The organism is Streptomyces sp. NPDC048644 (assembly GCF_043199105.1).
Classification (GTDB): Bacteria; Actinomycetota; Actinomycetes; order Streptomycetales; family Streptomycetaceae; genus Streptomyces.
In genome coordinates, this window is the sequence record NZ_JBICVO010000003.1 from 450,432 (window position 1) to 462,307 (window position 11,876).

Annotated in this window: 9 protein-coding genes; 8 read left to right on the top strand and 1 reads right to left on the bottom strand. The window is 71.0% G+C overall.

All coding sequences use genetic code 11. The features are described from left to right. Nucleotides 1-97: 97 nt before the first annotated feature. A complete protein-coding gene (gene eccCa / locus ACGFNI_RS09000; protein ID WP_393681967.1) occupies nucleotides 98-4,066 on the bottom strand; it encodes a type VII secretion protein EccCa in 3,969 nt (1,322 codons plus the stop codon). Nucleotides 4,067-4,520: 454 nt separating this feature from the next. Between eccCa and eccD the strand changes: the two genes are divergently transcribed. The 8 genes from eccD (at nucleotide 4,521) to ACGFNI_RS09040 (ending at nucleotide 11,874) form a co-directional block, all read left to right on the top strand. Then, on the top strand, nucleotides 4,521-5,915 hold the full coding sequence (gene eccD, locus ACGFNI_RS09005) for a type VII secretion integral membrane protein EccD (protein ID WP_393681969.1): 1,395 nt from the start codon (nucleotides 4,521-4,523) through the stop codon (nucleotides 5,913-5,915). A gap of 120 nt (nucleotides 5,916-6,035) precedes the next feature. After that, the gene (gene eccB, locus ACGFNI_RS09010) at nucleotides 6,036-7,562 is read left to right on the top strand and encodes a type VII secretion protein EccB (protein ID WP_393681971.1); all 1,527 of its coding nucleotides are present in this window, start codon (nucleotides 6,036-6,038) and stop codon (nucleotides 7,560-7,562) included. 105 nt (nucleotides 7,563-7,667) lie between these two features. Beyond that, nucleotides 7,668-7,973, top strand: coding sequence for a WXG100 family type VII secretion target (locus tag ACGFNI_RS09015; RefSeq protein WP_393681973.1), 306 nt, complete (start codon nucleotides 7,668-7,670; stop codon nucleotides 7,971-7,973). Nucleotides 7,974-8,048: 75 nt separating this feature from the next. Then, nucleotides 8,049-8,360 (top strand): WXG100 family type VII secretion target, encoded by a 312-nt coding sequence (locus tag ACGFNI_RS09020; protein ID WP_393681974.1) that lies wholly within the window; start codon nucleotides 8,049-8,051, stop codon nucleotides 8,358-8,360. Between the two features lie 156 nt (nucleotides 8,361-8,516). After that, entirely contained in the window at nucleotides 8,517-8,972 is a 456-nt protein-coding gene (locus tag ACGFNI_RS09025) for a hypothetical protein (protein ID WP_393681976.1), read from the top strand. 82 nt (nucleotides 8,973-9,054) lie between these two features. After that, on the top strand, nucleotides 9,055-11,157 hold the full coding sequence (locus tag ACGFNI_RS09030; protein ID WP_393681978.1) for a WXG100 family type VII secretion target: 2,103 nt from the start codon (nucleotides 9,055-9,057) through the stop codon (nucleotides 11,155-11,157). Beyond that, nucleotides 11,114-11,410, top strand: coding sequence for a YbaB/EbfC family nucleoid-associated protein (locus ACGFNI_RS09035; protein ID WP_393681979.1), 297 nt, complete (start codon nucleotides 11,114-11,116; stop codon nucleotides 11,408-11,410). Before ACGFNI_RS09030 ends, ACGFNI_RS09035 begins: the two co-directional genes overlap by 44 nt. A 134-nt stretch (nucleotides 11,411-11,544) precedes the next feature. Next, on the top strand, nucleotides 11,545-11,874 hold the full coding sequence (locus ACGFNI_RS09040; RefSeq protein ID WP_393681981.1) for a hypothetical protein: 330 nt from the start codon (nucleotides 11,545-11,547) through the stop codon (nucleotides 11,872-11,874). Nucleotides 11,875-11,876 lie beyond the last annotated feature (2 nt).

Here is an 11,876-nt window from a genome sequence, read left to right on the forward strand (position 1 = left end):
ACGGACGGGCCTCTGAGCCGAACGAGCCGGGCCCGCCCTCGCAGGCGGGCCCGGCTCGCGCCTCGTCCTCGTCGGCGGCGACAGCGGGCACCCGGCGCTACCGTCCCTCGCCTTCCCCCAACAGGGCTGTCTGTACCTGGACGTTGCGGCGGCGGGAGATCCACTGGGCGCGGCCGGGCGGGAACGTGCGGGGCTTGATGTCGCCGAAGAGGACGCCTTCCGACGGCGGGCAGGACAGCAGGATGCGGTTGGTGTTCGCCTCGACGAGGCGGCGCATCAGCGGGTCGGTCATGGCGCGGCTGATGCCGCCGGCGGAGCGCGCGATGATCAGGTGGAAGCCGATCTCCGCGCCCTGGCTGAGGAGTTCGAGCAGCGGCTCGAACGGCGACTGCGCGCCGATTCCGCCCCCGCCGACGAGGTCGTAGTCGTCCGCGATGAGGAAGACCTGCGGGCCGTTCCACCAGTCGCGCTTGCGCAGCCGGTCCGGGGTGATGTCAGGGCCCGGGACGCGGGGCCGCATCGATGCGGAGGCGTTGCGCACCATTTCGCGGACCGCGTCGAGGGAGACGGCGTAGTCGAGGCGGTAGTCGTCGGGCACCGCGTCGTACAGCTCGCGCCGCAGGTCGACGAAGGCGAACTTGGCCTGGGCGCTGGTGTGGGTGCGGACGATGGAGTCCGCGACGAGGCGGAGCAGGTTGGTCTTGCCGCTCTCGGTGTCGCCGATGACGATCAGGTGCGGGCTGGTGTCGAAGTCCTGCCGGAAGACGGCCAGTTCGTTCTCCTCCAGGCCGAGCGCCACGGCGCGGCCATCGGGCTCGGGGAGTTCGGCGGCCGGCACCAGGTGGGGCAGCATCCGCACGGCGGGGGCGCCCGGCCTCTCGCCCCAGGCGTCGCGCACCGACCTGACGAGTTCCTGGGTGCCGTCGGTGAGTCCCGCGGGGTTGCCGTCGCCGTCGGCGCGGGGCAGCGCGGTGAGGAAGTGGTAGGTGTCCTCGGTCAGCCCACGGCCGGGGATGCGCGGGACCTCCTTGGCCTTGCGCATGTTGACGACGGAGTCCACCGGGTCGCCGAGGCGCAGCTCGAAGCGGCTGCCGATCTGGTCGCGGAGTGCGGACTGGATGTCGGCCCAGCGCGGCGAGGCGATCATCAGGTGGATGCCGTAGTTCAGTCCGCGCGCCCCGAGTTGGGCGATGTCCTGGCTGAGGTCGAAGAAGTCGTTGCGGAGCGTCGACCAGCCGTCGACGACGAGGAAGACGTCCCCCCAGGGGTCGTCGGCGAACTCCCCGGCGGCGCGGCGCCTGCGGTAGTCGGCGATGCCGTCGATGTTCGCTTCGGCGAACTGTTCCTCCCTGCGGGTCAGCAGCGTGTGCAGCTCGCCGACGGTGCGGTTGACGCGCTCGGTGTGGACGCGGCTGCTGATGGTGCCCACGTGCGGCAGTCCTGACAGCACGTTGAAGTTGCCGCCGCCGAAGTCGAAGACGTGGAACTGCACTTCACGCGGGGTGTGGGTGAGGGCGAGCGCGGTGATGACGGTGCGCAGCAGGGTGCTCTTGCCGGTCTGCGGCCCGCCGGCCACGCCGAGGTGGCCGCCGGTGCCCGACAGGTCGGCGATCAGCGGGTCGCGGCGCTGGTCGAAGGGCCGGTCGATGACGCCGACGGGCACGCGAAGGGGCCCTGCCTGTTTGCGCTCGGGGTCGTAGAGGCGTGCCACGTCATCGGGCTGGGCGGGCAGCATCTCGTCGAGGGTGGGCGGCACGTCCAGCGGGGGCAGCCAGATGCGGCGGGCGTGCGGGCCGCTGCCCAGCAGGCGCCGGTTGGCGGCCTCCAGGAGGGTGAGCTTCTCCTGTTCCCCCTCGGTCTCGGGCTCGACGGGCACGACGGGCCGGGTGGGCGGGACGTAGCCGGAGCGGTACGGCACGGCCACGCCGCCGCCCTGCGCGCTCGGTGCGTTGCGGCGCCTGGCCTCGTAGGGCCCGGAGACGTACGCGGCCTTGAAGCGGGTGAGGGTGGCGGTGTCGCTCTTGAGGTAGCCGTTGCCCGGGGCGGGCGGCAGCTGGTGGGCATCGGGGACGCCGAGGACGCCGCGGCTCTCCATGGCCGAGAAGGTGCGCAGTCCGACGCGGTAGGACAGGTGCGATTCGAGCTGGTGGACGCGGCCCTCGTCGAGGCGCTGGGAGGCGAGGAGCAGGTGCACGCCCAGGCTCCGGCCGAGCCGTCCGATCATGACGAAGAGATCCATGAACGAGGGGTGGGCCGCGAGCAGTTCGCTGAACTCGTCGACGATGATGACGAGGGACGGCATGGGCGCGAGCGGGGTGCCGGCCAGGCGGGCCTTCTCGTACTCCAGGTTGTTGGTGTAGTTGCCCGCGCTGCGCAGCAGTTCCTGGCGGCGGATCAGTTCGCCGTGCACGGCGTCGTGCATGCGGGTCACCAGGGCCGCCTCGTCGGCGAGGTTGGTGATGACGGCGGAGGTGTGCGGCAGGTCCTCCAGGCCGAGGAAGGTGGCGCCGCCCTTGAAGTCCACGAGGACGAGGTTGAGGATCTCGGACGAGTGGGTGAGGGCGAGCGAGGTGACCAGCGTGCGCAGCAGTTCGCTCTTTCCGGAGCCGGTGGCGCCGATGAGCATGCCGTGCGGGCCCATGCCGTTGTGCGCGGATTCCTTGAGGTCGAGTTCGACGGGCGAGCCGTCGGCGGCGACGCCGATGGGGGCACGCAGCCGGTCGCGTTCGCCGGGGCCGCGGTGCTCGTGGAGCCGTTCCAGCTCGTGGGTGTGCAGGTCCGATATGCCCAGCAGGGTGGTGAGCTGGAAGTTGGACTCCAGCGGCTCGGCGACCTCGGTGGTGACGCTCATGCGGTACGGCGCGATCAGGTGCGCGAGGGCGCGGGACCTGACGATGCTGAGGCTGTCGGGGCTGCCGAGCCGGGAGAGGGTCTCGCGTCCGTTGCGGTCGCGGCCCACGACACGCAGGTGTCCTGGCTCGACTTCGAGGCCGAGGGTGTGCGGGCCGCCGTTGCTGTCGATGCTGCCTGCGATGTCGATGACGACGCTGTTGCGGTAGCCGCCGCCGGCCAGCCGGTCGTCGGCCGGTACGTGCGCGCCGTCGAGGACGATGACGGTGAACGGTTCTTCCTTGCCGGGTGTGGCCTGGGGGTCGAAGCGCGGGCGGTCGCCGAGGACGCTGCCGAGCAGTTCGGTGAACTCGGTGGTGTCGTCGGTCACCAGACGGCGCTGGCCGGCGCCGTCGTGTTCGGTGGGGTGAAGGGCGTGCGGCAGCCACTTGAGCCATTCCCAGTGCTTGAGGCCGCCTTCGTCCGCGCACACCGCGATGCGGAGTTCCTCGGGGGCGTGGAAGACGGCGAGCTGGCCCAGCACCGCCCGGATCATGGCGCGAGCCGCCTCGTCGTCCCCGCGGATCTGGACGCGTGCGTAGCCGCGCAGGTAGAGGGCGATGGGCTGGTCGGCGACCGAGGTGTAGGCGCGGATGAAGCGGCGCAGGGCGTGGGCCGCCAGCGGTTCCAGGTCCTCGACCGGCTTGGTCTCCATGGGGGCGACGCGCATACCGAGCCGCTGGTCGCCGACGGCGAGCCTGATCTCGGCGAAGTCCTCGTGGCTGGTGCGCCGTTCCCACAGCCGGGAAGTTCGCACGAGCGAACGCAGGGCGTCCGGGTCGGGGTTGCGCCAGGAGTGGGCGTCGCGCTGGCCGACGACGGCCTCACGGACGCGCCGCCGGTTCTGCGACAGGTAGCGCAGGTAGTCGCGGCGGTCACCGCTGAGGCGCTGCTTGCGTTCCCCTGCCGTGCGCACGAGTTGGCCGATGAGCATGGCGAGCGTGCTGATCAGCATCATGCCGCCGACCATGTACGTGAAGACGCCGCTGCCGCCCCCGGGCCGCAGGAAGATCAGCACCATGCCGGTGGAGGCGATGGCCATCGGCAGGTAGGTGAACAGCGCGGACATGCTGCTGACCCGCTCGGGCAGGACGGGAGGCTCCTGCAACTCCAGCTCGCCGCCGGGAACTTCGGGTCCTGGCCGGCGCGGGGGACGGCGGAAGAGGATGAGGCTCACACAGGTCCTCTCGGTGCGTACGGGGTGCGACCGCCCCCGGGACCGGCCGGCCGTACGGGAGACATACGGGCAGGGGCCGGCCGCTCAAGACGGTCGGAGGGTGGCGCGTCGAGCTAGTGGGCCCCGATGATGCCATGGCGCCTCACGGGCCCCAGCGGCCCCGCTCTCACGAAGATCACACAACTTTCCTTGCAACCGGCCAATACCCGTCCGACTTGTGTTAACTTCCTCTCCACCCGGGCGCCCTCCCCGCAGGCAGAGCGATGCTGTCGCGCCGAGAGCGTGACGTTCCGCGGCCTGTGCAGGGGCTCCCGCTCGACGACGACGAGGGCACCGGCACAGCCTCCGAACGTCCACTCCTTCCGCATCGTTGCGTCCGAAGCAACTGTTGCCTCGGCACGGAGGGCGTCCCGACCGATGCCCCTCAACGTCGAGGCGGAAGGCGGGAACCGACGTGAGCAGCACCATCGTTGCCGACATCTGCAAGGTCGTCGTCAAGGCACCTGAGCGCTCCTTCGACATCGGTCTGCCGGCCGACATGCCCCTTGCCGAGCTGCTGCCCTCCCTGCTGGAACACGGCTCGGTGCCGGGCGGCGACCTGGACGAGACCGGTCTTGAGCACGGCGGTTGGGTGCTCCAGCGGCTCGGCCACCCGGCGTTCGACGAGGACGCGACACCCGCCGACCTGGGACTGCGCGACGGCGAAACGCTTCATCTGCGCCCACGCCGCGAGCAGTTGCCTCCCGTGCACTTCGACGACCTCGTCGACGGGGTCGCCACCGGCATCCGGGAGCGCGCCGACCAGTGGGGCCCCCAGGGCACCCGCAGGCTGGCACTCGGCTTCGGCTCCGCCGTACTCCTCGCCGGACTCGTCCCGTTGGCCACCAGCGACCTGCCCCTGCTGCGCTCAGGCGGCACCGCGGTCGTCGCCCTGCTGCTTCTCCTCGGCGCGGTCTGCGCCTCCCGGGCGGTGGGCGACGCCGTCGCGGGGACCGTGCTCGGCCTGCTGGCCGTGCCGTTCCTCTTCGTGGCCGGCTGGTTCATACCCGCGGGACCGCCGGGCGACGCCCTGTCGGGTGCGCGGCTGCTGGCCGGCTGCGCGGCCGGATCGGGCGGCGCGATCCTGGCCCTGGCCGCCGCGGCGTCCGCGGCACCGCTGTTCACCGCGGTACTGCTCGCGTTCCTCCTCGGAGCGGTGGGCGGCGTCCTCGGCCTGACGGCCGGTCTCGCGCCGTCGGAGGCGGCAGGACCGGTCGCCGCCGTCACCGTGGTGCTCGGCACCTTCGTCCCCCTGCTGTCCTTCCGCCTCTCCGGACTGCGGCTGCCGCCCCTCCCCACCAACGCCCAGGAACTCCAGGAGGGGATCGACCCCGTCCCCTCGTCCGACGTCCTGGAGCGGACCCGCGTCGCCGACCGCTACATGACCGCGCTCTACGCCGCCTGCGGCCTGATCTGCGCCGGGTGCCTGATCGCGCTGTCCACAGGACACGGCTGGGAACCGGTCGCGCTCGGCGCCGTGTTGAGCGTGCTGCTCATCCTGCACGCCCGCGCGATGGCCGGCACCCGGCAGCGTCTTTCGGTGGCGCTGCCGGGCTGCCTCGGGCTGCTGCTGCCCGCCTTCGGCTTCGCCTGGGACGGCTCCCCTGGCGCCCGCGCCCTGGTGCTGCTGGCCCTGCTCGTCGTCGGCACCGGCCTGGTCATCGCCTCGTGGTCGCTGCCCGGCCGCCGTCTCGTCCCGTACTGGGGACGCGCCGCCGACCTGCTCCACTCGGCCTGCGCCATCGCGCTGCTCCCGCTCGTCCTCGTCGACCTGGGCGCGCTCGGTGCGCTGCGCGGCTGGCTGAGCTGACGTCCGCGGCGCGCGGCGGACGACCGGCCCCGCTGCGCGACTCACGCACCCCCGCGTCACCGCGCCCCGCGGGCGACGCCGACCGGTCACCGACGGCACGGCACGGTAGTAGGAGAGCACATGCAGTCACGGCGGGACCAGGTCCAGGCGTACTCCTTCGTGGTGGGACGCCTGACCTCCAGCATGCTCTCCGCCGACCCCGACGCCGTCGACACGCACCTGGGCCGCACCAAGCGCGGCACCGTGATCGGCCTGGTCATCGGCCTGCTGCTGTGCGTCGGCTTCGCCCTGTCAGGACTCCTCTTCCCCGGCGCCTCCACCGCCTGGCGCCAGGCCAACGCGATCATCGTGGAGAAGGAGACGGGCGCCAGGTACCTGTACGGCGACGGTGAGCTGCGTCCGGTGCTCAACTACGCGTCCGCCAAGCTGGCCGCCGGTGAGAAGGGCCTGGTGCAGGAGGTGTCGCGGGACTCGCTCGACGGGGTGCCGCGCGGCACCCCCATCGGCATCCCCGACGCACCCGACTCACTGCCCGCGGGTGACGCCCTCTCGCAGGGCACCTGGCAGGTGTGCGCCACCAGCAGGCCGGGCGACGACGGCGGCGATCTGGCGACCACTTCGGTGGGCATCGGCGTCAGCGCCGGCAGCCCGCCGCTGCCCGACGGCAAGGCGGTGCTCGTCCAGGACGCCAAGGAGAACGCCTACCTGCTGTGGCACGGCCAGCGGCTGCGCCTGGACGGCAAGAGCGGCGCCGTGCAGGCGCTCGGCTACGGCACCACCGACCCGGTATCCGTCGACGAGTCCTTCCTGGCCGCGGTACCCGCGGGCCCCGACCTGAGCGCGCCCGACGTTCCCGGGCGCGGCTCGGCGGGTCCGGTGATCGCCGGCCACAAGCGGCTGGTGGGCCAGTTCTTCGTGGTGCACACACCCAGCTCGGCCGACCAGTACTACCTGCTGACCAAGTCGGGTCTCGTCCCCTTCACCCTCACCGGCACCCAGCTCCTGCGCGGTGACGCGGCCACCCGCAGCAAGGCGTACGACGGGGCCGCGCCCACCGCCGTCGAGCTGACCCCCGACCAGGTCAAGTCGGCGCTGGCGAAGGGCAAGCAGCCGGACGTGACCGCCGGGCTGCCGGCCGCGCCACCCCGCGCGCTCACGGTGGGCGGCGCCGTCCCCTGCCTGACCGTGGCCCCGCACGGCGGCTCCCCGCGGCAGCAGATCACCCTGACCGACCGGAAGCTGGCCGGCGGCCGGCAGATCGTGCCGCGGCAGAGCACCGCGCCCGGCTGCCCGCAGCCGGGTCTGGTGACCGCGCAGCCTGGCACGGCGGTGCTGGCACGGCCGGTGCCTGGCCGTGGCGGCGACGGCAGCGGCGCGGGCGCCGGTGCTCCGTACCTGGTCACCGGGGACGGAACCAAATATCCGCTGGCCGACGACTCGGTGCTGAAGAAGCTGTCGTACACCGAGCAGGAGGCCGTTCGACTGCCGTCAGCGCTGCTGCGACTGCTTCCGACGGGCCCCGTGCTCGATCCGTCGGCCGCCGCGCGGCCCGCCCTGGCGGCTCCGCAGGCGCCGCAGGACCCCGAGTGCCGCGCCTCCGGAAGCTCCACCGCGGGTTCGGGCAAGGGCACGAAGGCAGCCGGATGATCAGCCACCACCGGCCGTGCCCGAACCCGACGCCGTTCACCGATTCACGCTGCCGAGGCACGGACCCCCGTTCCGCATCCGGCACCAACCTCAAGGAGTGATCGCATGGTTGCCCAGTTCACGAGTACGGAGCACGCCCTCCAGGTCGCGGCCCGCGCCATCGAGAACGTGCATCACAGCTGCGACAACATCCAGACCAACGTCACCAACAGCAAGATGACGCTGGCCGGGGGCTGGACGGGCAACGCGTCGAACGGGTTCGGCGGTGCGCTGGAGACCTGGCAGACGCAGCTCAAGTCGCTGATGGACTCCCTGGAGCAGATGGGGCTGCAACTCGGCGCCACGCACAAGGACTTCGTGACCAACGAAGAGCAGGCCGCGGCGGAAGGCAAGGGCTGGCCGGGCGTCTGACCCGGCGGTCCGCCCCCGAGCCGTCGGCCGGCGGCTGCTCCCTTCCCACCACCCCATCGAATCGAGGATGTCCCCATGGGCGGAAGCTTCGCGGATTTCAGTGCCAACCACGGCGTCATGGACAACACGCGCCAGGAGTTGGTCAACTACACCATTCAGATCGAGAACTACCTGGAGGAACTGTCCCGCCAGGTCATGACCGTGCGGGGCGAGATGGACGGTCTGACCATCGAGGCGTACAACAACGCACACCAGCAGTGGATGGCCAAGGTCGATGACATGCGCGAGACCCTGGGCATGGGCCACAAGACGCTGACGCGCGTCGCGCAGAACTACCAGCAGGTGGACGGCGACCAGAACAAGCAGTGGCAGAACACCACGGTCTGACCTCCCCCGCGACCGGCGTGCGGGCCACCCGGGTTCCGCACGCCGGCCCGCACCCGGCCCCCATTCCGTTACGGGCCCTGTCCCCCTACTCTTCGTACTCCGCGCTGATCACCGCGGCCCGCGCCGCGTGCGCGCTCTCACCCCGCAGGAGCGAAAATGGCGGATGACCACGGCACCATCACGTTCTCGAAGGCGACCCTGGAGGGTTTCCGGACGAACGAGCTGACGAACCTGCGCGACGCGGCCGACCAGGCACGCGTCATCCTCAAGGCATTCCAGGGCGCCAACAAGCTGCTGCCCGGCGGTGACAACTACCAGCCGGCGGTCGACCTGAAGACGCGTTTCAACGAGGCGGCGAACGCGCTGCTGACCGAGCTGAACACCGCGTACACCCTCTCGGACAAGATGATGGTGCAGCTCATGAACACCAGCGCCGCCATGAGCAACATCGAGGACGAGAACACCGAGCTGACGGCCCAGCAGCTCCAGGGCATCATCGGCAGCGCGCTGGCCGCGGGCGGCAAGGGAAGCTCGGGGTCGGGCGCCAACTCCGGTGGCACCTCCGGCAACAACTCCGGGCAGACGAACCCCGAGGGCCAGACCACTCCCTGATCACCCATCACAACGGCAGCACCGGTAACGGCGCCTGGACCGCGTTCCGCTTCCCGCCCGCAACTCACTCAGGAGCAGACCCTTGGCTGACCCCATGGACTGGGCCGACCTGCTGAACAAGTTCGTCAAGGACGGGCAGTCGGCCGGCGCGACCGCGGGACAGATCCCGAAGGCGACCGACGTGACGGCACCTCGCTGGACCCATGCCTACTGGAACTACGCCCTCGGACAGGACCCGTGGAAGGGCCAGTGGGTCACGCGGTACGACGACGGGCGCGGCCTCTCGCGCACCGCGGGCATCGCCATGCTCGACGGGGACGAGGGGCCGGACGGCAAGGACGCGGCCTGGCCCAAGTTCAACATGGGCGCCTACCACATCCTCCAGGCGCTGGCCGGCTCGGGGACCGATGTGACCTCGCAGCCCAGCTTCACCAACGCCGAGCAGCAACTCAAGGCCGCCATCCAGTACTTCGACAACTTCCACATCGGCATCGACCAGTGGCGGGCCAAGCTGGACTCCCCGGAGAGCGGCTGGAAGGGGTCGGCGTCCTCCGCGTTCGCCGATGTCCTGCTGCGCCTGTCCCGGGCCTTCGAGGAGATCAACACCCTCACCGGCGGCCCCAGTGGTTCCGGCGGCTACCTGGGTGGCATCGCCCAGGCGCGCGACGGGCTGCGGGCCGCCGTGAACGAGATGCAGAACATCTACAGCACCTGGGGATCCCAGCCGACGTGGTCGCCCGCCGGGGCGCTGCAACAGGTGCTGTCCGGCCTGAACGTGGACCACAAGGACAATCCCGGTGGCGGCCTGGGCACCACCAAGCTCACCCTCGACGGGCAGGACATCGGCTACGTCGACCAGCAGGGCACCTGGGACCTGATCGAGCAGAAGGCCAAGGACCTGTGGCTGAAGACCGCCCAGCAGTACCTCGACGGCATGGTGGGTGACGTCCACATCAAGCTGTCGCAGGCGTACAACGGGGCGGTGCTCTCGCTCAAGCCCGTACCGACGAGCATCGAGAACGCCATCAACGGCGGTGGCTACGGCGGCAATCCGCCGGGCGGCAACGACCAGCCGCCGGGCTCGGGCGACAAGGACCTGCCACCGGGTTCGGATGACAAGGACCTGCCGCCCGGCTCGGACGACAAGGACCAGCCGCCGGGTTCGAGTGACAAGGACCTGCCGCCGGGTTCGAGCGACCTCGACAAGGACCAGCCTCCCGGTTCGAGCGACCTCGACAAGGACCAGCCTCCCGGTTCGAGCGACCTCGACAAGGGGCAGACCGGGGACGGCAACGGACTGGGTGAAGACCGGACCGGCGAGGGCAACGGACTCGACGAAGGACAGACCGGCAACGGCGACGGCAACGCGCTGAAGAACCTGTTGAACCACGGTTCCGGCGACAACGGCACCGGTGGCACGGGCGACCTCGACAAGCAGGATCTGCCCCCGGGCCAGACCGACACCAAGAACGACCAGAACCACTACATACCGCCGTACCTGCGCAACCTGAACCCTGGCAACAACGACATCAACCGGCGGAACCCCAACAGCGGCCTGACCAACCCCAACAGGGGCACGGGCAACGGCAACAAGACCATCACCTACAAGCCGCCCCGTCCCGGGCAGACCGACCTGAAGCGGTGGACGCCCCACGACATCAAGAACTACACGCCGCCGCCGCTCTCCTCAGGCCGCACCGGGACCGGCACCGGAACGGGGACAGGAACGGGATCCGGTGGCCTGCCGACCACCTCCAGCGGCAACAGCGGCTCCGGGACGAACGGTTCCAACGGCGTCCGCGGGCCGATGTCCACCTCGTCGACCGGCAAGAGCGGCTCGGGCGTCCCGCTGTTCCCTCCGATGGCCAACGGGATGGGCGGGAAGGGCCAGGAGAACCAGGAGCGCGAGCGCACGACCTGGCTCGCGGAGGACGCCTCCGTGTGGGGCACCGACCCGGAACTCGCCCCCACCGTGCTGGGCCGGCCAGGCACCGGCGCCGAACTGTATGCCGACACCTCGTACCTGGGAGAGACCGATGAGTGGCAATCCGCTCCAGGCCCGTATGGAGGACGCCCTGGAACGTCTGGAGGCGGCTCGCGTGCAGGCGAAGGAGGCACGGGAGAGCCTCGGCCGGGTCAGCGTGACGGCCACGGCCAAGGATCATCTGCTCAGCGTCACGGCTGACGCCCGTGGCCGGGTGACGGGCATCAAGCTGCACAGCACCCGCTACCGGTCGATGGCCGCGGCTGAGCTGTCGAAGGCGCTGCTGGAGACGGTCCAGCGGGCGCAGGAGGAAGCCTCCGAAGCCGCGCAGCGGACCATGGCGCCGCACATGCCCGAGGGTCTCGACCTGCGGGCGGCGGCCGAGGGGCGTTCCACCCTGGACGACGTGATCGCGGCGTTCACCCGAGGGGCCCTGCCGGGCCAGCAGGGATAGCACATCGGTGGCCGCACCCCGGCCCCGGAAGAGACAGCGGCCGTGCCGCGCGGGCGGCACCCGCGTGGCACGGCGGACCGGCACCCGGATGCCGGACATAGGAGTGGATGTGATGTGGACGAAGGGAGACGGTCATGGCCGATTACATGGCAGCCGATCTGGGCGGCATGGCGCACGGCGCCTTCCAGACGGACGAGTTGTCCCGCATCACCGGCGACATCCTCACCCAGGCGAAGGCGGCCAACCGCCTGACCAGCGCCGCCTGCGGCTACGGCGACGACACCGCGGACCAGCTCAGGAAGACGCTCGTGCCAGCCGCCGACGCGTGCGAGGAACTGCTGACGAACCTGTCCATCGCCTTCCAGCAGACCGCCGAACAGACCCTCGGCACGCAGAAGTCGCTCGTCAACGCCGAGGACCTCAACCTGGCCGAGGCCAACCGCATGAAGCAGCGGATGCGGTGACC

What these genes read in the sequence shown, in the direction of transcription:
- eccB (WP_393681971.1), top strand. Translation starts at nt 6,036, where the DNA reads ATGCAGTCACGGCGGGACCAGGTCCAGGCGTACTCCTTCGTGGTGGGA.
- ACGFNI_RS09015 (WP_393681973.1), top strand. Translation starts at nt 7,668, where the DNA reads ATGGTTGCCCAGTTCACGAGTACGGAGCACGCCCTCCAGGTCGCGGCC.
- ACGFNI_RS09020 (WP_393681974.1), top strand. Translation starts at nt 8,049, where the DNA reads ATGGGCGGAAGCTTCGCGGATTTCAGTGCCAACCACGGCGTCATGGAC.
- ACGFNI_RS09025 (WP_393681976.1), top strand. Translation starts at nt 8,517, where the DNA reads ATGGCGGATGACCACGGCACCATCACGTTCTCGAAGGCGACCCTGGAG.
- ACGFNI_RS09040 (WP_393681981.1), top strand. Translation starts at nt 11,545, where the DNA reads ATGGCCGATTACATGGCAGCCGATCTGGGCGGCATGGCGCACGGCGCC.